At 68.1% G+C, this 21,939-nt stretch carries 14 protein-coding genes; 9 read left to right on the top strand and 5 right to left on the bottom strand.

Translation table 11 applies throughout. The annotated features are described in order from the left end of the window. Positions 1–144 precede the first annotated feature (144 nt). Positions 145–1,041: an SDR family oxidoreductase gene (locus ACVTJA_RS12360; RefSeq protein ID WP_465836568.1), complete on the top strand. Its 897-nt coding sequence runs from the start codon at positions 145–147 to the stop codon at positions 1,039–1,041. A gap of 11 nt (positions 1,042–1,052) precedes the next feature. Here the strand turns inward: ACVTJA_RS12360 and ACVTJA_RS12355 are convergent, their stop codons facing one another. Further along, positions 1,053–2,453 (bottom strand): hypothetical protein, encoded by a 1,401-nt coding sequence (locus tag ACVTJA_RS12355; protein ID WP_465836567.1) that lies wholly within the window; start codon positions 2,451–2,453, stop codon positions 1,053–1,055. A 221-nt stretch (positions 2,454–2,674) separates the two neighbouring features. Further along, positions 2,675–4,504, bottom strand: a complete 1,830-nt coding sequence (locus ACVTJA_RS12350) for a DUF6055 domain-containing protein (protein WP_465836566.1) — start codon at positions 4,502–4,504, stop codon at positions 2,675–2,677. 547 nt (positions 4,505–5,051) lie between these two features. Here ACVTJA_RS12350 and ACVTJA_RS12345 point away from each other — a divergent pair. The 3 genes from ACVTJA_RS12345 to ACVTJA_RS12335 all read left to right on the top strand — a co-directional run bounded on the left by ACVTJA_RS12345 (position 5,052) and on the right by ACVTJA_RS12335 (position 12,604). Further along, positions 5,052–6,671, top strand: coding sequence for an LVIVD repeat-containing protein (locus ACVTJA_RS12345; RefSeq protein ID WP_465836565.1), 1,620 nt, complete (start codon positions 5,052–5,054; stop codon positions 6,669–6,671). Between the two features lie 393 nt (positions 6,672–7,064). After that, positions 7,065–10,544 (top strand): DUF924 family protein, encoded by a 3,480-nt coding sequence (locus ACVTJA_RS12340; RefSeq protein WP_465836564.1) that lies wholly within the window; start codon positions 7,065–7,067, stop codon positions 10,542–10,544. A 128-nt stretch (positions 10,545–10,672) separates the two neighbouring features. Further along, entirely contained in the window at positions 10,673–12,604 is a 1,932-nt protein-coding gene (locus tag ACVTJA_RS12335; RefSeq protein ID WP_465836563.1) for a M4 family metallopeptidase, read from the top strand. 292 nt (positions 12,605–12,896) lie between these two features. On the opposite strand, the gene ACVTJA_RS12330 is transcribed toward ACVTJA_RS12335, so the two are convergent. Further along, positions 12,897–13,103: a winged helix-turn-helix transcriptional regulator gene (locus tag ACVTJA_RS12330; protein WP_465836562.1), complete on the bottom strand. Its 207-nt coding sequence runs from the start codon at positions 13,101–13,103 to the stop codon at positions 12,897–12,899. A 399-nt stretch (positions 13,104–13,502) separates the two neighbouring features. Here ACVTJA_RS12330 and ACVTJA_RS12325 point away from each other — a divergent pair, with 399 nt between their 5' ends. The 3 genes from ACVTJA_RS12325 (at position 13,503) to ACVTJA_RS12315 (ending at position 17,540) form a co-directional block, all read left to right on the top strand. Beyond that, complete coding sequence (locus ACVTJA_RS12325; protein ID WP_465836561.1) at positions 13,503–14,423, top strand: DUF2381 family protein; 921 nt, start codon at positions 13,503–13,505, stop codon at positions 14,421–14,423. Then, a complete protein-coding gene (locus ACVTJA_RS12320) occupies positions 14,420–16,210 on the top strand; it encodes a serine/threonine protein kinase (RefSeq protein WP_465836560.1) in 1,791 nt (596 codons plus the stop codon). Before ACVTJA_RS12325 ends, ACVTJA_RS12320 begins: the two co-directional genes overlap by 4 nt. Before the next feature lie 175 nt (positions 16,211–16,385). Beyond that, positions 16,386–17,540: a serine/threonine protein kinase gene (locus tag ACVTJA_RS12315; RefSeq protein ID WP_465836559.1), complete on the top strand. Its 1,155-nt coding sequence runs from the start codon at positions 16,386–16,388 to the stop codon at positions 17,538–17,540. A 299-nt stretch (positions 17,541–17,839) separates the two neighbouring features. Here ACVTJA_RS12315 and ACVTJA_RS12310 read toward each other — a convergent pair whose 3' ends face one another. After that, positions 17,840–18,040, bottom strand: a complete 201-nt coding sequence (locus tag ACVTJA_RS12310) for a hypothetical protein (RefSeq protein ID WP_465836558.1) — start codon at positions 18,038–18,040, stop codon at positions 17,840–17,842. A 134-nt stretch (positions 18,041–18,174) separates the two neighbouring features. Beyond that, a complete protein-coding gene (locus tag ACVTJA_RS12305; protein ID WP_465836557.1) occupies positions 18,175–18,747 on the bottom strand; it encodes a LysR substrate-binding domain-containing protein in 573 nt (190 codons plus the stop codon). 124 nt (positions 18,748–18,871) lie between these two features. On the opposite strand from ACVTJA_RS12305, the gene ACVTJA_RS12300 reads away from it, so the two are divergent. Together ACVTJA_RS12300 and ACVTJA_RS12295 are read left to right on the top strand one after the other, a co-directional pair. Beyond that, on the top strand, positions 18,872–19,906 hold the full coding sequence (locus ACVTJA_RS12300; protein ID WP_465836556.1) for a zinc-binding alcohol dehydrogenase family protein: 1,035 nt from the start codon (positions 18,872–18,874) through the stop codon (positions 19,904–19,906). 253 nt (positions 19,907–20,159) lie between these two features. After that, entirely contained in the window at positions 20,160–21,938 is a 1,779-nt protein-coding gene (locus ACVTJA_RS12295) for a hypothetical protein (RefSeq protein WP_465836555.1), read from the top strand. Position 21,939: the final 1 nt, after the last annotated feature.

Below are 21,939 nucleotides of genomic sequence, written 5' to 3'. Positions count from 1 at the left end.
CGAATGTCTGTCGAAACCCCGAGGCCTACTTTTGTTCATGCTCAGACTTCCCAGTATGCATGTGCGGAAGGCTCGGCGCAGCCTCTATATGGCTCCCCGACAAAAGCCGCAGCCTCGCGGTTCAACTCCAACAGGGGACCCACCATGCGTGTCTTCGTCACCGGCGCGACGGGCTTCATCGGCTCCGCCATCGTTCAAGAACTCATCAGCGCGGGCCATCGGGTGCTCGGCCTGGCTCGCTCGGAAGCGGCTGCGAAGTCGCTTGCCGCCGCGGGCGCCGAGCCGCACCGGGGCACACTCGAGGACCACGACAGCCTGAGACACGGAGTGGCTGCATCGGACGGCGTCATCCACACGGCCTTCATCCATGACTTCTCCAACATCGCGGCCGCTGGCGTGACGGACCGGCTTGCCATCGAAGCCATCGGCGAGGCCCTGGCGGGCTCCGGCCGTCCCTTCGTCGTCACGTCGGCGGTCGGGCTCCTCGCGCAGGGCCGGGTGGGCACCGAGGACGATGCGCCCGCGACCGGCTCCGTAGGCGCGCACCGGGAAGCCTCGGAGGGTGCCGCGCTCGCGCTGGCCTCGCGGGGTGTGCGCGTGTCGCTGGTGCGCCTCCCGCCGTCGGTGCACGGCGACGGCGACTACGGCTTCGTCCCCGCCCTCATCCGCATCGCGCGCGAGAAGGGAGTCTCCGCGTACGTGGGTGACGGGCACAGCCGGTGGTCGGCGGTGCACCGGCTCGATGTAGCCCGGCTCTACAGGCTGGCGCTCGAGAACGGTCCCGCCGGGGCCACGTTCCACGGGGTCGCCGAAGAGGGCGTGCCGACCCGGGACATCGCGGAGGTCATCGGCCGGTGCTTGAACGTGCCGGTTGTCTCGAAATCCGCCGACGAAGCAGCGGCTCATTTCGGCTGGCTCGCTCGCTTCTTCGCGCGCGACATGCAGGCCTCGAGCACCAGGACGCAGGCCCGGTTGGAATGGCACCCACGACAGCCCGGGCTCATCGCCGACCTGGAGCGGGGCCGCTACTTCGAAACCTGAAGAGGAACAGCCTATCTGTCGGCGAACAGGTAGAAGTAGCCCAAGCCGACGGCGATGAAGCCGCCAACGACCAGGGCGACTCGCAGCATGATGCTGAGCAGGATGCGTAACGTGCTTTCGTTCTTGTGAAGCACAGGGGCAGAGGGTGCGGCGGCCACGGCCTCCTCGGCCAACTCCTGCTCCATGGCCATCCTCTTCGAGGAGCCGCCGCGCTGGCGCCAGTACTTCGCTTCCGCATCCCATCGGTCCCGCGAATCCCGCAAGGTCGCCACCAGCAACAGTCCACATCCCGGGCAGCGCGGGTCGGAGGGCCGGACGGAGCTTCCGCAATCGCTATCAGAACAATGGAGGCTGGGATGGCGCGCGCCCCACCACCCGCCGAGGACCGGCAACAGCAACACCCAGGCGGACTGGTAGAAGAGGATGGCGGGGAGCATCGCCAGCAGCCCGAGCATGCAGAAGAGCATCGCGCTCGACTCGGGCACCCGGAACGCGATGCTCCCCTGCCCTTCCATCACCGCTTCCTCCTCCGGCTCCTCCCTCTCCGCAAGCACGGCGCTCCCCGCCTCGCGCGTCATGGGCCCTGAAGGAATGCTCGCGGGAGGCGGAAGCTCCGCCCACTGCTCGGGTGGAGGCACCCCAAGTCTTTCACGGAGCGCCTCACGCTCCGGCTCGAGGAGCTTCAGCGAGGCACTGAAGGCGTCAGCCTGGGTGGGAAGCAGCTCCCGCTTGAGCATCTGGACATCGCCGCGCTCGCTCCCGCGGACCACCACCTGCGCGGCCAGCAGGAAACTCATCACCTCCGGAGGGAGATATCCCTGGCCGCCGACACTCCAGCGGTGCACCGTCGCGCTTCCGACCAGCCCGCCGCCGGCCTGGGAGCGAAACGTGTTGTTCGTGGTGAAGACGCCAAACCCCAGGAAGATGGTGGTGAGGTCCGTCAACTGCTCTTCATGCCGCGGGTCCTCCACCTCCAGCCCGTGGAAGCGGCGGTAGGCGTGTGCCACCTCGTGGGCGAGCCCTCCAACGAGCTGCTCGACCTCCTCCAATTCCTCCACGTCCACGCCAAAGAGACACGTGCCTCCGTCGAAGCCCGCGAACCAGGCCGCCGCCCCTTCCTTGTGTCGCGAATAACCCAACCCACCTACGGAAGGCACGGGCTCATGATGGGCCTCGTTCTCGTAGAGCGTGACGTGGACGTCGAAGGCTCCAAGTCCGGCATAGGCCATCAAACGGAGCGCCAAGGCACGCACGCCGTTGGCATCCGGTGACCAGGCTTCCGGGAAATACGATGGATGGGGACGGAGAATGGGGGCGCGCACCAGCGTCGCATGACCGCGCTGGGCGACCAGCTCGCCGAGCGCCTCCAGGAGCTTCGTGCGCTCGCCCTCGTCGGGAACCAGATAAGACATGTGGTTCCAGTCTAGCCGGTTCCCCGGTACGCGTCTGGCCCTCCCATGGTTGATTCAAACCTCAGGCTTCGCACCGGCCGTGAGGGATGGAGCCGGAAATCCGTCTGTTTTTACGGGGATGGCGGCGTGTCAGGGGAATGCCCTACCCAGGGTCGGCCTCGCACCACTCCGCGTCTCGTCATTGCGTGGCGGGAGCGGGGGCGCGAGGCCACCCGGCCGCGCTACGGCCGCCAGGTGTAGGGCGGCGCGAGTGTGACATCCGCGGTGTTCGAAGCGGCCACGGTGCCCGAATCGACGAAACCGAAGTACGTGCCGCTCGACTTGTTCAGGCCGACACCCCGGTATTCGACGTCGCCGATGAGCTGCGCCGTCCCGGACACCGCCTGCTGCCCCTCGTAGAAGCCGAGCGGATAGAAGGTGGCGGCGACGCGGGCCGAGCCGCTCACGCCGAAGCCATTCGTGAGCACGGAGAGCCCGGTGACGGTGCCGCCGGACACGGTGCCGGAGAGGACCACCGCATGGTCCTCGATGCGCGCCGAGCCCGTGACGCTCCCGCCGAGCACCTGCGCGTAGGGGCCGACGTACACGCTGGCGGGAACGCTGCTGGTGACGCAGCCCCCGCCATTCGTGTGACGCACCGTCCCCGAGGGGCAGGCATCCTGGCTGCCGCTCTTGAAGCCCTCGGGCCAGGCATTCGCCAACTGCACCATCCACGGGTAGCGGTGGAGGGTGTTGTACGGCTGGTCCCAGACAATCTGCTTCTGCACCGAGGGCGTTCCGACGACGACCAGGAACAGCGCCTCGCCGGAGTTGATGCAGAAGGTGAGCTCGCCATCCGCACCGCGCTGCAGCGTGCTGTACCGTGGCGTGGTGATGGCACTGTCCGTGGCGACCAGGCCCCAACGCCAGTCGGAGTCCGCGCCAGTCTGCGTCACGCCTCGGAAGGTCACCGTCACGCTGGTGGCGCCCGCTTCCGGATACAGCCGCACGATGTTGTAGCCCCAGCGCTGCGGCGCCCAGCCTGACGGCGTCACGAAGCGCCGGTTCGTCGCGTAGCTCGCGTCCAGCGGCTCGAGCTGCGTCAGCCGCACGCGCCGCTCCGGCCTGGACTTGCTCGTGATGGAGCCGTACCTCGCACGGTAGGTCGGCCCCTGGTTGCCGCCGCTGATGGGGGGCGGGTCCTTGTAATCCCAGGTCACGTTGTGCATGGCCCACTCGCCGAAGAAGTCATTGAGCTGGCTGACGTTCCAGCCGCGCGTCTTCATGATTTGCGAGAACGGGTCATTGCTCGGGCTGCTCGTCCAGATGTCATTGACGGCGCTGTAGCAGTGCTTGTCCTTCAGGAACTCCATGAACTGCCAGTTGCAGTAGCGGTCTCTCGTGGAGCCCAGGTAGACGTGCGGCGCGTTCACGGACATCTCCGAGCAGTGCACCTCGCCGCGGTACTCGGGGAGCTGGTGCGGCATGAAGTTGGCGTGGCTCTCGTAGATCCACCCGCAGGTGTTCGACTGGTTGCACGACATGCCGCCGCTCACGCTCTGCACGGCGTGCATGAACTCGTGCGCCAGCCCCCAGTGGTCACTGAGCGCCCCGGGGCCAATCCACATGCCCATCCGCGTCGAGCTCCAGGCGCCGCCGGAGAGGCCCCAGTTGGAATGGACGTGGACGCTGACCTTGGTCTTGTTCGTCAGGTTGCAGAGCGGCTCCTTGAAGAAGATGGGTGAGCCGAAGTAGGCCTTCCAGACGGTGTTCTCGAGTGTATCGAGCGCGGTCTGCGCCGTGGTGCTGGAGATGGCCTCGTCCGAATAGATGGCGAAGTGAGCGGACTCCTGGATGAGCTTGAACTGGGAATGGTCCGGGTCCGGGCCTCCCGCCTTCCAGGTGCCCGCGACACAGGTCGGCGCCGCCGTGGGGCAGCTCGTCGCCCAGGCTGTCGCCGTGGTGCCAGGGTCACACGCGGCCACTCCCTGCTGGGAGCCGCCGGTCCCCTCGCTGCTGTCGGTACATCTGCCGTCGGGACACCCCGAGGAGACGGGCTCTACCTCCGTCATTCCCTCGTCCGGAAGACAGCCGGCTCCAACCACTCCCATCACGGATAGCAGCACGGAGAAATGCAGCAATCTTGTATGTGTCATCATGGTGTCACGTCCCATTGCCGGAGACGGCAATTTGAAGACATGGTGCATCCGGCCGGCGCACGCGAGAGGGCGACAGGCAGGGGCGGGGGGAGTACTTCCTTACGGCCATTCCTCTGTACAGCGCGCTCGCACTGAATTCAATGTAAGACCAGTATTTGTGATTGCGTCTATATTTCGAGCAAGGCTGGAACGGCGGCCCGCGGTGTGGCGCGAATGAAACAAGGTGGAGTCAACGGCAACTCGATTACATTTGACTTCCTCGGAGGAGCGCCCTCCGTGAGCCCGACCGCCCAGGTTAACTCGTGGGCGTCCTGGCACCCAAAAGCCCTTGTCCGGTGAGTCCCGAACCGCCGGAACCAGGAGCGGCCCCTCTTCGTGAGGGAAGGAGCGCCCTACTCTGCGCGCGCATCCCGTTACGGCATCCCCTCCAGCCCTCGTCTCTCGACAGGAGCCTCGCGCCATGACGCACGAGTCACCGTTTCTCCGCGCTGTCGTCCTCGGTTGTGCCCTGCTGGGATTCTCCTGCTCCGACAAGCCGGCGCCGGCCGAGCCCCCTCCCCCCGTGGAACCCTGGGACGGCACGTACACGCCGCTGGTCGACCCGACGGACTGGGTCGACCGGGGCGAGTTCGCGCCCTGTTCCTTCACCGCGCCCCGAGGCACCATCATCGATTGCGACAATCCTTCACTCTTCGACCTGTCGAAGTGTGACACCGCCTCGCTCTCCACCCTGGACCCGCACGGCATCTACCAGGTGGACATGCGTCACGCCGGGGGCATCGGCGACTTCGTCGGCATCCGGATTCCCCAGGACGGCAGCATGGGGACGCTGGACCATTACCCGCTCACGCGGCAGCAGGTGACGGGAGGCTTTATCATCTCGACGCAGTACACCCAGAGGGCCTATGTCCGGCAGGTGGTCTTCGCGGGGTGCGACGTTCCGGGACCGGGATTGGTGACGGGCTGCTTTGCCCGCTGCACCAACGGCAAGGTCTCCTCCTCGGGCACCTTCGAGGCCGCGCGGATGACCTGGGGACGGGGCGAGTCCGAGTCGTCGGGCGGCGTCCGCCTCATCTCGGAGACCGCGATTTCGACGGGCCGCCCGGTGGACGTCTATGTACACCGCCAGCATGCCTATGTCGTGTCCGTCGACCACTTCAACGGCGGCGCGGGCGGGCTCACCGTGCTCGACGTCAGCGACCCGAGCCACCCCGTCCTCGAGAAGCAGATCACCCTGCCAGGCGACTCGTACTGGAACGCGGCCTGGACGAAGGACGACGCGCTATACATCGCCAGCGACAGCTCGGGCGTCATCGTCTTCGACATCTCCAACCCCGCCGACCCGACCTTCCTGCGCGGCGTGCCCGGTGGTCCGCCCCTGAACGTCCACACCCTCTTCGTGGATGGCAACCGGCTGTATGCCGTGTCCCCCGGCCCCGCGCCTCACGGCGAGACGCTCATCTTCGACATCACCACGCCGCTCAACCCCACGCTGCTCAACCGCTTCGTCGTCGCCGACACGACCTCTCTCGTCCCCTCCGCGCACGACTCCTTCGCTTATCAGGACCGGCTCTACGTCAACCACTTCAGCTCGGGCTACGTCGTCTTCGACGTGAAGGACCCGATGAACCCCCGCGAATTGGGCCACTACGTCTTCGGTGAGACCGACAGCAGCTTCGCGACGAGCCATGCGGGCGCGGTGGGCACCTTCGCGGGAAGGACCATCGCCTTCGAGGGAGGTGAGTACCAGGGGGCCCACCTGCGCGTGCTGGATGTCACGGACCCCACGAACATCCCGCTCATCGGTAGGTACAAGCTCCGCCCCCAGACCTCCATCCACAACATGGTGCTCAAGGACAAGCGGCTCTACATCGCCTACTACCAGGAGGGGCTGCGCGTGCTGGATGTCTCCATCCCTCCCCAGCCGCGTGAAATCGCATACTTCAACACCTTCCGCGAGTCCGACCCCGGCCGGACCGATGACCTGCTCGACGGTGCCATTGGCATCCGTGTCCCAGGAGACGGCCACGTGTACGTCGTGGACACCTCTCGCGGCCTGCTCATCTTCAACGAGCCCTGAGCCTGGCGCGCCATGAGCCCGGGCGCCGTCAGGTTCTCGGGTTGCGCCACGTCCTCGACCCACGACCAGACGAGGTGCGAGCACAGGTGCGAGGCGCGATGAACCAGAGGCCCATGCGGCGTCGAGCGATGTGGTGGCGCTCGAACCGCCCGGGGACCCGGCGAGCGTGCCCGCGACGGCCCCACCGGTGTGGCCAGGAGTCCGAGCAGGCCTGCTCCGCATCTCCCGTCGCCGCGATTCCCTGAGGTCTCGAGCCTCCATTCCCCGTGCTGGGAATGGAAGGCATTATCATTCAACAGCCCGAGTGGCGCAGGGGCCTCCGCGTCAGGCTGACGAGCGGACCAGCGGGTGCTTCCCGCCCTGTCCTCTCCGGCCCCGACGCAGCGAGGCACCATGACCGCATCCATTGCCACGGACATTCCTGATTTGTTGCTTCCTTTCCGCCATGGCGATGCGGCGCGCGTGTGGAATTACTGGTTCTCCCACCGTGACCTGTCGCAGTCCGCCCGCGCGGCGCACGACCCGTTCGCTGACGATTACAAGCTGAACCAACAACTGTGGTTCCATGCGGGCCCGGAGCTCGACGCTGAAATCCGGAGCCTGTTCGAGCCGCTCGTCGAGCGGGCCGCCCGGGGCGAGCTCGAGGGCTGGCGTGACACGCCGCGGGAATGCCTGTCGCTGGTGCTGCTGCTCGACCAACTCCCGCGCAACATGTATCGGGGCACGGGCGCCGCCTTCGCGCACGATGCGCGCGCGCTCGCGCTGGCGCACGAGGCGCTGGAGCGCGGCTTCCATCGCCACCTCTCGCCCGCGGAGTCGCTCTTCTTCTATCTCGCGCTGACGCACTCCGAACACCTGCCGGACGTCCGCAAGGCGCTCGAGGGCATCACCGAGCTCGGCACCCGCTGCACGCGCTCCCAGCAGCGGGCCGCCCGTGGCTGGCGCGTCGGGACGCAGAAGCACATCGACGTGCTCGAGCGCTTCGGCCGCTATCCCCACCGCAACCCTGCGCTGGGCCGCATCAGCACGCCCGAAGAGGAGGCCTTCCTCGCCCGGCCCGAGTTCACCGCGCTCTTCATGCGCTCCCAGCAGCCGCGGCCCTCGCATGAGGCAGTCGCCGCGCCGCCTTGCGCCGAACAGGCGCGCGTTGCGCACCGCCCACAGCGGCAGAAGCTGAAAGTCCTCGCGCTCCACGGGTTCCGGCAGAACGGCGAGGTCTTCCGCACCCGCGTGCGGAAGCTGCGGCACGCGCTGGAGGACATCGCCGACTTCACCTTCGTCACCTCGCCACACGTCTATTCGCCCCAGGGGGAGACGCGCGCCGCCACGCTCGCGGCCTTCGGGACGATTCCCGAGTACCCCACCCAGCGCGTGTGGTGGATGTCCTCCGAGGACAACAGCGAGTACCAGGGGTTCGACGCCTCCGTGGCCTTTCTCGAAACCGTCTTCCGCGAGCAGGGGCCCTTCGACGGTGTCGTGGGGTTTGCCCAGGGCGGCACGCTGGCGGCCGTGCTCGCGGCCATGCAGCCGCATCCAATCCTTTCGTTCCAATTCGCCATCTGCATCTCGGCGTTTCCGTCGCGCGCCCGGGCACACGTGAAGTACGTGCAGCCGCGGAGCATCCAGGTGCCCGCGCTCCACGTGCTCGGCCTCCGCGACATCCTCGTCACCCCGGACCGCTCCAGCCAACTGTTCGAGACCTTCGACCCGTCGACGGCGACCTTGTTGCAGCACCCCGGGGGCCACTTCGTGCCCGGTGCGTGGCCCTACGCGGACATCCGCGCGTTCATGGAGCGGTTCGTCCCCTCCGGCACTTCCACTTCCGTCGCCGAAGCGACGTCCGTGGCCGGCTCGCCGGCCCTTTTGGAGCCGGAGCCGGATGACAGCGGCTCGCTGCTCGGGCTCGCGCGCGACGCCCTGGTCGTCGCGTCACGGTCGCCGCGCTCACCCATCGACGTGCCGCTCGTGCAGAACATCCTGCACGAGATGGCCACCCAGGGCCGCTGGAGCGAGCTGCGGCAACTGGCCGTGTACGCGCATGGACTGCGAGGTGACGACGATGCCGCGCGCCCGGAGACATCCGACCTCGTCGCCGTGCATGAGGAAATCGTCGAGTTGTTCGCGCGGCAGCTCACCGTGGACCTCGCGGCGGCCGCGAGCGTCCTCCGCAAGCGGCCGGGTGCGGGCCCGTCCGAGCGTGAAGCGAAGTACCTGCGGCTGTTCGAGTCCCATGGCGTGCTCCCGGCGAGCGGCTCCCTGGGGGCCGAGCGCTGGCCGTCGCTGTGTGCCCGCGAGGCGCCGCGCGTCAACGCGCACGTCGACAAACACTGCCGGCTGGCCAAGGACATCGCCGCGGCGATGTTCCACCAGGAGGCCATGGTCGCCTTCATCGACCAGGCCGAGCGTGAGCGTCTCGCCCGTGGCGGCGCGGACGCCCCGTCGCCGGCCGATGACAATCCCGCGCGCCGGCGCCGGCGGCAGGAATATGACCGGGACACGTTCGCCCGGCGTCTGTCCTATCAGCGCTACCGGCAGGCGCTGGCGGTGATTGCCGAGGTGCTCTCCAGCATGGACCCGGGCCACACCCGGGAGCAGTTGCATGCGCTGCGGTCGAGCCGGGAGTACTCGCCCCAGCACATCCTCGCCGCGAGCACCCTGCCCCTCTCCCAGGCCGTCACCGAACCCGAGCCCGAGCCGGTCGTCCCCTGCTCTCTCGTGGAGCTGGGCCCATTGCTGACCCACCTGCGGGAGAATCACGGCATCAGCCATCAGACCGCCTTCAGCAAGGGAACCCTCACGACGGACGGGCGGCTGGACCTGTGCAAACAGGTCGTCGGCCCTGGCGGCATCCGTCCGCTGCTGGATGCGATGCGCTCCACGCAGCACGTCAAGCGCCTGTTGCTCGGCAACAACATCGTGGGTGACGGAGGCGCGGCGGCCATCGCCCAGTTCCTGCGCGAGCGCAGGGACTCGCCGCTGGACTGCTGGTACATCGCCGGAAACCAGATTGGCCCCGAGGGGATTTCGCACGTGTGCGACGCCCTCATGGACGATACGAAGGTCACTTCGTTGTGGCTCAAGCGCAACCCGCTGAAGGCCGCCGGCATGCGGCCGCTGGCGGAGCTGCTGCGCCGCAACCGCACCCTGGTCGTGCTCGACCTGGTCAACTGCGGCCTGCTCGATGACGGGCTCGACGTCCTCCTCGACGCGCTGACGGGGCCGGGGGCGAACAAGACGCTCAAGCATCTGTACCTCGGCACCAATGGACTCACGGCGGCCTCGGCGCCCCGGCTTGCGCGCTTCCTGCGGGAGGACTGCGCGCTCGAGTCGTTCTATCTCTCGTGCAACCGCCTCGGCGACGAGGGCGTCACCCAGATTGCCGAGGGCCTCGCGGCCAACCAGTCCATCCAGCGCGTGTCGCTGGCGTCCAATCGCGTGGGCCCCGAGGGTGCCAGGGCGCTGGCGGAGGCGCTGACCGGGCATCCTTCGATGGAGCTGCTCGACCTCGGGTTCACCAAGGCCACCGTGGCCGTCGGTGAATTGGGCAACTTCATCGGCGATGAGGGCGCGCGGGCGTTCGCGCGGATGCTCGAGCGCAATACCGTGCTGCGCTCACTCGACCTGCTCCACAACTTCATCTCGCAGCTCGGCGTCAACCACCTGCGTGACGCGCTCACCGTCAACAGCACGCTCGTCACGCTGCAACTGACGCAGTTCGGCCGCGTGCACAATGAGCCGGGCAAGGAGGAGATCCGCGCCGCGCTCGAACGCAACCGTCAGCGCATCCCGCCTGACGAGCGGGAATCCGTCGCCCGAATCGACCTGCCGGACCACATCCGGGAAATCTACAGCGTCTATCGCACGCATTCGTGAGCGGCATTGGAGGCGTCCGCATCCTGTCTCCCAGTTGCAATAGTGGATTCCTCTTATTTCTAGCGATTCCTTATTTTCGTATTTAGCGAGTGCGCGCAATCCATCACGTATTGCAGAAGGGGTAGACCATGATGCGCAGCACCCGCTGGCTCGCCGCATGTCTGTCGCTCTCGCTCTCCGCCTGTGGCACCGGAGACCTTGAACCCTCCGAGGCCTCACAAACCGAAGTCTCACAGACGGAGGAGCGCATCTTCACGAGCGAAGCCCACCTCAAGGACATCGAGGCGGCGCTGAACGCCTTCCCAGACGTCCAGGTCCTGGGCACACACGCTGACGGCGTGCCGTACATGATTCAAGGCGAGCTGGGAGGGACGGGCCTGGCCCTCGCGGACGTCACGGCCTGGCAGGCTCACGCGCTGGTGAGCCCGGCACTGGAGCGCATCGCCCCATCCTTCCGCCTGGATGCGCGGGACCTGGTGCCGCAGCGCATCTCACGTGACGCGCAGGGACACACCCACCTCCGGTACGCGCAGACCAAGGACGGCCTGCCGGTGCTCGGAGGTGAGCTGGTGGTGCACCTGGACGCGTCGGGACGGGTGTATGCGGTGAACGGCTCGGCGAGGGACGGAGAGCAGGTCTCCTCCAAGCCAGTCATCGCCTCGGAGGCCGCCCAGCACGTGGCCCTGAAGAACATCCCGGGCGCCAGCGCCCTGGAGGGCGTGCCCCGGCTCGTCTACGTCCGCGCGTCCGCGAAGGACCCGCTGCACCTGGCCTGGGAGGTGCGGGTGACGGGCAACGACGCCACCATGCCCCTGCGTGACCGCGTCTACGTGGACGCCGCGGACACCTCCATCGTCCTGCGCGTGCCGGAGATCCACGACGTGCTCAACCGCAGGGTGTACACCGCCAACAACGCCACCAGCCTCCCGGGCACGCTCAGGCGCAGCGAGGGCGGGAGCGCCACGGGCGACACCTACGTGGACCGCCACTTCGACGTGCTGGGAACCACGTACAACTGCTTCAACACGCTGTTCGGGCGTGACTCGTATGACAACGCGGGCCACACGCTCTCCAGCACCGTGCATTACTCCACCAACTACGTGAATGCCTTCTGGGACGGCACGCAGCTCGTGTGCGGCGATGGAGACGGCGTCAACGCCGGGCCGCTGTGCACGGACCTGGACGTGGTGGCCCACGAGCTGACCCACGCGGTGACGGATTATGAGTCCGACCTCGTCTACAGCGGCGAGTCCGGCGCGCTGAGCGAGTCGCTGTCGGACATCTTCGCCTCCGTGTGCGAGAGCTGGTCGACCTCGTGGTCCACGGGCGCGGACATCTGGAAGATTGGCGAGGACATCTGGACGCCCGCCACGCCCGGTGACGCCCTCCGGTACATGGACGACCCGGCCCTGGACGGCGTCTCGCTGGACTTCTACGAGGACTACGCGTCCACCACGGACGTGCACTACGCCTCGGGCATCTCCAACCTGGCCTTCAAGCTGCTGGCCACCGGCGGCGTGCATCCGCGCGAGCGCTCCTATCTCACAGTGCAAGGCATTGGCGTCGAGACCGCCGCCCGCATCTTCTACAAGGCCAGCACCGACCTGTTCACCTCCAGCACGACCTTCGAGCAGGCCCGGACCTATACCGAGTTCGCGGCGCAACAGCTCGGCTACGACGCGCTCATCCTGGAGTCCGTGAGCAGGGCCTGGGAGATCGTGGGCATCTACCCCCTCTATCCGCTGTTCTGCACCACCCTCCCCCCCCGCAGCGGCACGGTGACCAACCTCTTCGGCAAGGCGAAATCGAACCGGTACTACTGCGCGAGTGCCAGCAGCTACAACGCCACGGTGTTCTCCACCAGCGGAGGCGCCGGGGACGTGGACCTGTACGTGCGGTTCGGCGGGGCGCCCACGAAGACCGTCTACGACTGCCGGCCCTACAAGTCGGGCAACGCCGAGTCGTGCAGCTTTCCGGCGCGGACCACCTCGGGCAAGTACTGGATCTGGCTCAGAGGATACAGCGCCTACTCCGGCGTGACGTTCAGCTATTCCTTCTGAGCAGCTCCGGGAGAGGGGCCGGCGGTGAAGGCTGGCTCCCTTCCAGTCCGGAGTCACCCGCTTGCAAGCCATGCCCCGGCCTGACACGGGCTGGGGGCTCAGTCTCCGGCCCGCTCAAGCTCCATGGCGAAGCCACGCAGGTCCGCCGCGAGCAACTCCGGCGCCTCGAAGCCTGGGAAATGCCCGCCACACGCGGCATGACCGTCCAGCGCGTGATGTCGAACCAGCGCTCCCCCCACGTCCTCGGCGCCGGAAGGATATCCCTGGGGAAGGCGGCGACCGCCGGGCTCACTCAGGTCTGCGTCGCGTCGAAGGCGGCGCGCGCCTCACGTACGGAGTGATGGTGGTTCTCGGCCCACTTCAGCACGAGGTGCAGTTGCTCGAACAGCGAGGTCCCCAGCGAAGTCAGGCTGTACTCGACACTGGGCGGGTTGGTCGGCAGTTCCTTGCGGTGCAGGAAGCCGTCACGCTGCAGGTCATGCAGTGTATGGGTCAGCATCCGTTGCGAGATGCGGGGAGGATGCGCCGCAACTCTCCGAAGCGGTGAGGACGCTCCGCGAGCGCCCGCATAGGCAGACAGCCAGTGCTCAGGACGAGAGCCACACCCGCCTGGAGGCTCGCCCGCGCTGCGTACCGCCTCGGGCCGCCTCGCGCCGTCTCTGGTAGGCGGCGCCTCCGTACGCCAAGCATAGCCACGGAGCCGAGGTGCCTGCTCGGCGCATGGTGGCTGCCAGGGCCTGTACCGAGCACCATCGCGAGGCTCCCCGCGAGTTTGCCCACGGCATGCATACGCTCGGGGCTCAAGACCTGGCCCGCGTACCCTCGTATTGCCACCTCACCATGAGCACGCTCGGGGCAGGGTCACGTCTGGTAGCCTCTACCCATGAGGTTACGCCCCTTGCGACACCTTCCCGGGCTCCTGCTGGAGCTGCAGTCCATCGCAGCATGGGCGGCGGACGCGGAAACAGCTCCCCGCCCGTCCCTTCAATTTCGCCGCGTGCCCCTCACGACGAAAACCGAGGTGGTGCGCATCGCACCGGGTATCCCCACGACGCTCACGTTCGATGCGGAGATTGACACGCAAACCGTGAAGCGGGATGCCCCGGCCCGCGTCAGGCTCCTGAGCATTTCCGAGAACTCCGTCACGCTGCTGGCAAAGGAGGACCTGGGAGACGGGGTGACGCTGCGCGTGCCATTCCTGAATGAGCCCGCCCTCGCGGAACCCGAATTCCAGCTCGTCACCGCTACGGACGAGGCGGATTCGCAGGTGATGGTCTACCGCAGCGCCAACGCGCCGGAGTTGCTGCGAGCCCAGGTGGCCGAATTAAAGGCCCGCAACGCCGTGTGCGAGGCGCAACTGGCCACCGAGCGCAAGCACAGCAAGGCCACGGGCCCCGCCGCGTGGGTACTCTCTCGGCAGATGGATGCGGGGGGCGTGCGCGTTGTCCGGCTCAAGCGGATAACCAACGTGGGCGCGGCGGGCATTGAAGCACCGAGCGTCCGCCGCTTCCTGGCGGATGGGTGGGCGGTGCTCGAAGTGAACGTGAAGAACAAGTCCGAACAGCCCTGGCGGCCGGGGCAGGCATGGTTGGAGAGTGCGTCCACCGGACGCCGCATGGACGCGAGCACGGTGAGCATGGCGCCGGAAGTGCTGGCGCCCAAAGAAGGTGAGGGCCGCGTGGTGGTGGAGTTTGGCGAGAAGCTCGGGAGCGTGGGGGAAGTCTTCCGGCTGGTGGTAGAGGGCGCGGACGGCACCCGGCCCCTGTCCGTCGCGGGCGTGGTGATGAACGACACAGCGCAGGAGAAGAGCGGCCCATGATGAACGCGGAACCTCCCAGCTTCCTCAAGCCCGGCGCTCGCCTCGGAGCCCCCTTCCGGATTCGCGGTTGGAAGGGCGGGGGCGCCTATGGAGAGGTGTACGAGTGCGAAAGTCAGGGCAGGCCCTACGCCCTCAAGCTGTCCAAGCACCGCCCGTCCAGCGATGACCCGGGCAAGACGGACCAACGCCTCCTGCGGGAGCTGGTATGCCTTGTCCAACTGGACCACCCGAACATCGCCAAGGTGCGGGGCTGGACGCGCACCGAGGAGGAGTACGGCTATCTGGTGCTGGAGTACGTAGACGGCTGGACACTGGCCCAATGGCTCCAGGAAGCACGCCCCACCTTCGCGCAAGTCCTCCGTGTCTTCGCCAGGCTGGCGGATGCGCTGGCGTACATGCACGCGCGGGGCGTGCGGCACCGGGACGTGTCATTGCTCAACGTCATGGTGCGTAAGGCGGACGGCGAGCCCGTGCTCATCGACCTGGGGGCAGGCGAATACTCCGGAGCCCCCGAGTTGACGGATGCGCCGTTGCCCCCGGGCACCAACCGCTACCGCTCGCCCGAGGCGGCTCGCTTCCTCAAGGAACACCAGAACGACCCGAGCGCCCGGTACGACTTCCCACCAGAAGATGACTTCTACTCGTTGGCGGTGTGCCTCTATGACGCGCTGACGGACGCGGAGCCCGCCCTCAAGGCCGAGGCACGCAAGGCCCCGCGCCTCAACGTCAACAGCCCCACCCAGCCACCGCCTCCGGCACGCAACGTCAACCCGCGCGTGCCCGAGGCTTTGAGCGCATGGGGGGCGCGGTGGCTGGTGCGCGACGTGGAGACGCGGCGGCCGGCGTTGGCGGCCATGCCCGGCGCCCTCGAGGAGTTGGCGAAGCAAGGCGGCGCGGAGTGGCTGGCCTCCGTCCAGCCTCCACCGGAAGAGGGCCCCCCGGCCCCCGAGCGCGCCCTCTCACGGACACGGCGGCGCATGCTGGCGTGGGCCGTGGCCGCTGGCGTACTCGCGGCTGTCGCGGCGCTCGCGTGGCTGCGCGCGGGCCCCTCACCGGATACGCCGCCGTTCCAGGCCGCGCCGGAGGTGCCACGCCTCCCACGTGCGGCAGCCCCGGACAGCCCACCTTCCCCGCCCGCGCCGTCTGCGGGTGCAGTACCGTCCCCGCCCCAGGTGTCCCCTGTCGAGAAGGAAATCCCCTCTGTGAGTGCCCCCACGAATCCGCCCCCGAGTCCGTCCGCCGCGAAGAAGCCGAAGAAGGCCGCGCCCGTCCTCAACCCCGAATTCCTCAAGCAATGCGCCGTGGCGGGTGCGAGTGTCGCCGCGTTGATGGGGTGCCCCGGCGCCCAGGTGACGCCCTCGCGGGAGACGTGCCCCAAGGAAGCCGTGCGGGCCGCGCAGTCACGACGCCTGGAGCAGGACGCCTTTTTCGAAGTCTACGTTGACGTGAGGCAGCCGTGCACGGAGGGGAAGATTTGCCCCGATGTCACCTTGAGCGACGGGAAGATTGAAAGCGTCGTCACGCGTGGCCGGTACGGCCTGCCCGACGGCACGCGGCTCTTCGGCCAGGTCTGGACGGGCGGTGACGAGGTGGTCATCCGCTACACCCGCGCCGTGATTTCGCCCGAGATAACCAGGTATTACGCCGAGGGCACGGAACGGGAGTTCCCCATTTGCGCGGTGCTCGGGCTCAACGGCGGCGAGCCGAAGAAGCCCGGCTCCAAGCCTGGTGCCGCGCGAGTGGAGGGCAAGACAGACGCGCGCATCATTCTCGGGCGGTGGCCGTAAGGCCGGGTGTAAAGGGCCTTTGCAGAAAATCGGCCCGGATGGCTCTAGCAATAGCGTTGCGATAATCTGAGCCTCCAACCTGGGGAGTCGTTCCCATCCGGGACTACTCACCAGTAGCTTCCTCCCTGTGCTCGCGCGGCGTCCAACGCCGCGCTTCCAGGAAGGAGACACCCTCATGTCTTACGCTGGTGCCCCGTGGTTTCCTCCGGGGACGGTCCTTTTCTCGCGTGGAAAGACCCTCTACGAAATGGTGGAGGACCTGGGGCCCGGCCACCACGGCGAGCGGGTGCTCGTGGCGCGCCGGCGCGTCAAAGGGGAAGCGTATGGAAAAGTCATCCTCAAGGCGGTGCTCATGCCCGCTGTCACGGCCGCGTTGAAGCTGGCGCGCAAGCGGTTGGAGGAAGAGGTGATGCTCGCCAGCTACCTGCGCCACCCCAACATTGCTCGCGTCTATGACATGCACAGAGCCAAGGGCGCTCTGTATGTGATTACCGAGTGCGTCACCGGGTGCTCGCTCAATACCCTGACCGAAGTGGCGCTGACGCATGAGCGCCGCTTTCCCGAATCCTTCATGCTCTACGTCGGCGCCCAGGTGGCCGGGGCCCTGGCCCACGCGCACGGTTGCCAGAGTGAGAAGGGCAAGCCGCTGCACATCGTCCACCGGGCGATTGACCCGGTACGCATTCGCATGACGCTGGCCGGGGAAGTGAAACTGACGGACTTCGGCCTTGCCTCCGCAAGGCTTCCAGGCCAGGGGAGCACCCGCCGCCCCGGCGCACGGGGCGAAGTCTACTGGGCCGCACCCGAGGCGTTGCTCGGCCAGCCCGAGGATGCGCGCTCGGACCTCTTCACGCTGGGCATGGTGCTGGTGGACTTCGCCACCGGGCGGCACCTGCTCAGTGCGCCCACCCTGCTAACGCGGGACTTGTGGGAACTGGTGCCCGAAGGGGAGCGGGAACGGCTGGGAGGCGCCGTTGCACGAGTGCATGACGAATGGGGAGGGGTAGACCCGGAGGACACCGTGCTGCGGGCGGCCACCTTCACCCCGACGGACGTGGACGCCGCAACAAAAGGGCTGTCCGAGCCCACGCGGGCCGTCTTCCGCAAGCTGCTGCGCCGAGAACCGGCAGAGCGCTACGCCTCCGCCCTGGAGTTGCAAGAGGACTTGTCCAACGTGCTCCGGGAGCGCGGGGGGTACAGCGCCAAGAATGCAGCCGACGCCATCCAAGCGGCGCTGCGTCGGGCAGGTGAGGCCGTGGCCGACGACGTGGACGGGGCACAGAGTGCCTTTTGCCAAGACCACATCACCACGGAGCCGACTCCGCCGTGAGGTCGCCCGCCCGGACTCCAACCCCGGTTCGCGCCGCCATGAAGGCCGGTAGCAGCCAGCAGGAGCGTTGCCACGGAGGTTCACGGGCGCCTGGAGTGCGGCCTGCTGGCTCCGCGCGTCGGCACGCAACGGAGCCTGTGCATCGCACTCGGCATGTCCATTGATGCGGCGTTCCGCTTGAGCTTCCCAGCGAGCGAGGAAGCCAGTGCAGCGGTTGTTTGAGAATCGAGATCCTCCGTTCAGCTCACGGGCTCGTCCCCCGCCTCCGCGCGACGCGCCCTCGTGCCCGTTGCCCCAGCTCAGCCGAAATGCCAGCGGTCGTCGCCGCTCAGGCCGTGCAGATAGGGCGCGAAGAGGGCCACCGCGAACACCACGCCCGCGAACGTCAGGACCCGCTTCGACCTGCCCCAGGTGGCGAGCCCCAGGAGTGCGACGCCCGCCACGAAGTTCGGGATGACCAGGTTCTCGCCCAGGAAGGGCCGCAGCGAGGCGAGGCCCATGCAGATGGCGAAGCCACCCAGGAGGATGCCAAGGGTTCTGGCGGTGCCCTCTGACCTGCGGATGCGCGCGAACTCGCTTGCGCGGGAGCGTCGCCGTGCAAGGCGCCGTGGATGCGAGGGAAAGGCGCGTGCGGCTACGCGCCACCGCGCTCCTCGCTCGCGGCGCGAGCCACGTGGTCGATGAAGGCGCGAACCCGCTCCGGCACGAAGCGATGGCTCGGAAGGATGGCGTGCAGCGGCGCGGGCTCACCGACGAGGTCCGGGAAGACGGGCACCAGGTCGCCGCGCCGCAGGTCCTCGCGGAGGTCCAGCTCGCTCTTGTATGTGATTCCCCGCCCGGCGAGCGCCCACCGCCTGCTGATTTCGGCGTCGTTGCACGTGCGGCGGCCCCGGACGGAGACCTCCGCCTCGAAGGCCCCATCCTTCCGGAAGAAGCGCCAGCGCGCCGTCCGCGCGCCCGTGCCGTGGTAGACGAGGCACTCGTGCTGGGCGAGGGCCGTCCCTTCCTGGACGAGCTCCAGCGCACGTCGCGCATACTCCGCCAGCACCTCTCCCGCGGGCGTCGGCCGCAGCGCCCGCGTGGTGCGGTTGAACAGCCTCGCGTCCACGCGGCGCTCGATTCGCTGGAGCATCGCGCTCGTGGCCGCCGGCGTGAGGCCGAGCTGCTTCGCCACCTCGGTGAGGTTGCGTCCCGAGGCGCACTCCACGACGAGGACGAGCTCCGACAGACTTTCAAATCTGAGTTGGTAATCCACCAATCCCATGTTGATTCACAAGCCTAGCTGGCGGCCCTATCTCTCTGCCAATCCGAATCACCTCCTGGAGGTCGCCATGAAGGCCGTCGGCTATTTCAAGTCCCTTCCCGTCGAGAACCCCGAGTCCCTGGTGGACCTGACGCTGCCGGAGCCGGTGCCCGGCCCGCGTGACTTGCGCGTCCGGGTGTCGGCCGTGTCGGTGAACCCGGTGGACACCAAGGTGCGGCGCAACCGGGCGCCGAAGGCGGGCGTCCCCGAGGTGCTCGGCTGGGACGCGGTGGGCGTGGTGGACCAGGTGGGCTCCGCCGTCACCGCGTTCAAGCCCGGCGACCGCGTCTGGTATGCCGGCGCCATCACCCGGCCCGGCTCGAACAGCGAGCTGCACCTGGTGGACGAGCGCATCGTCTCGCTCGCCCCCCGGACGCTCTCCGATGCGCACGCCGCCGCCCTGCCGCTGACGGCCATCACCGCGTGGGAGCTGCTCTTCGACCGGCTCGGCGTGTCGCGGGATTCGAAGGGCGCGCCCGCCACGCTCCTGGTCACCGCGGGAGCGGGCGGCGTGGGCTCCATCCTCCTCCAGCTCGCGCGCAAGCTGACGAACCTGACCGTCGTGGCCACGGCCTCGCGCCCGGAGTCGCGCGCCTGGATTGAGCAGCTCGGCGCCCACGCCGTGCTCGACCACACCCGGCCGCTGGCGCCTCCACTGAAGGAGCTCCACCTGCCTCCCGTGCGCTATGTCGCGAGCCTGTCCCATACCGACAAGCACTTCACCTCGCTGGTGGAAGCCCTGGCGCCGCAGGGAAGGCTGGCTGTGATTGATGACTTCGCGGCCGGCGCCATCGACGTGATGGCGCTCAAGGCGAAGAGCCTCTCATTCCACTGGGAGCTGATGTTCACCCGCTCGATGTTCGAGACCGAGGACATGGGCGCGCAGGGCGTCCTGCTCACCGAGGTGGCGCGGCTGATTGATGAGGGGCAGCTGCGAACCACCGTCGGGCAGATGGTCGGCCCCATCAACGCCGCCAACCTGCGCCGCGCGCACTCCTTCATCGAGAGCGGGCGCGCGGTGGGCAAGGTGGTGCTGGAGGGATTCGCGCCTTCTCATGAATGAAGGCTCATGTTTCCGCGGCGGATGTCTGTGGGGCATGAGGGCCACACGGTGTGGGGTGGCCCCCCCGTGAATCCACGGCGCATGACGAGCCCCCCGCACCGTGCTCCCCCGTGAGCACGCGCGAGCGCCCCATGGCATGTGACTTGCGTCGGGGTCGCGGATGCTTCCGTGTCTTTCGACTACTTCCGGGTTCAGCCGGAAGTTCCCCCCACGGCAGACGGCGTCGCATCACACGCACTCCGTGTTGTGGCTCATGCCATTGCTGTTCTGGCTGGGCTGCACTGGCAGTGCCTCGATTCCGCATCCTGATGGCAGCAGCAACGTTGATGCTGGATGTGTCGAGCCTCCACCCGAGAACACTGCCGACGCGGGCGAGCCGGCCGACGTGCTCGCTCCCAGCCGGTTGTTGCGGCGCACCGCGCTGGCGCTGACGGGCGAGCCTCCGACAGACGAGGAGTACGCCGCGCAGGAGGCCGCCGGAGACGAGGCCGCGCAGCGCGCGTTCGTCTCGGCCTACGTGGACCGGACGCTGCAGCAGCCGCTCTTCTACCGGACGCTGTTCGAGACGGCGCGCGACTGGTTCAACATCCCTCCCATCGGGCCGACGGCGGACGCTCCGGAGTACGGCCTGCAGCAGCAGCGCGCCATCGTCCAGTGCGCGGCCGGCACCCCGAAGGCAGGGGCCTGGAGGTACTTCCGCGGCGACGACAAGGCCTGTCAGGGCCAGAAGCCAGATGGAACGCCTGCGGAGGAGCGCAGCCTCGAGCCCTGGTGGGCGCCGGGCACGACGGCGGTGTTGGTGGGCTACGCGGCGAACACGTCGGCCACGGGCACGGGCAGTGTGAATGGCAATCCGGTGACGGTGAACTGCGTCACCGCGGGCCCCGAAGGGACCTGCGGCTGCGGTCCCAACGCGGTGCGCTGCCATGCCGACATTGGCTCGTACGCGGGCTGGGAGAACTACGCGCCCTACAACCCGCAGGGGCAGCGGCGGCTCGCCTCCGAGGAGCCTGCCCGGTTGTTCGCGCACATCGGCTGGCACGACCGGCCGATGACGGACCTCATCCTCGGCACCTACTCCGTGGGGCCCACGCGCCTGCAGGCCGCCTACGTCATGCAGGGAATCTTCGGCGGGCAGACGTCGCTCATCGACGACGACTCGTGGTGGAGGCCGTCGCGCTTCACCACCGCGCCGGTCGACCCCGAGCACACGCAGGGCGACCCGCTCGCCTGGCGCGAGTACTCCGTCCCGGCTCGCAATCCCTTCTTCCTGGCGGAGCGCGACTACCGCTACGACCCGCGCACCACGACCGCGCCCATGAATGGCATTCCCGCCGCGGGCATGCTCACCAGCTTCGGCTTTCTCAACGCCTATCCCCGCGAGCGCGTGCGGGGCGCGAGGGCGCTGGAGATGCTGGCCTGCGAGGTGCTCTCCCCTCCGCAGGGACAGACCTTCAACGAGTACCGGAGGGACCCGGGCACGGAAGGCCCCTGCCAGCACTGCCACCGCCGGGTGGACCCGGCGGCCATCCACTTCAAGCGCTTCTCGAAGCAGGGGAACGGGTTCGAGGGCTTTGGCGCTTCCTACCCCATGCCGGGCGTGGGCACGGTGTGGCACTGGCCCGCGCAGTGGCGCCGGGGCGAGTACCCCTACACCGGCGACCCGTTCAGCCATTGGAACCGCTGGTACTCGCCCGACACCCTCCTGACGCCCGTCACCCAGGCCCAGGCCCAGGCGAACCCGGAGGCCGTCTTCATCGACTTCCTCCCGCCAGAGCACACCCTGCTGGGCCAGGTGAGCGACGGGACGGTGGGGCCACTGGGCTTCGCCAAGCTCATCGTCGCCTCGGGCTCCTTCGACCGCTGTGTCGTGCGTCACCTGCACGCGCAGGTGATGGGCCGGGACATCGACCCGACGAAGGAGGCGGGCTACCTGGATGACCAGGTGGCGCGCTTCATTGCCGCGGGCCGCAAGGTCCGGCCGTACGTCAAGGCACTCACGCAGTCGGACCTCTTCCAGAGGGGGCGCTGAG

It is taken from the genome of Pyxidicoccus sp. M6, assembly GCF_055568925.1.
The sequence above is the reverse complement of the archived record's forward strand: the minus strand, read 5'-3'. Positions and strand labels throughout refer to the sequence as shown.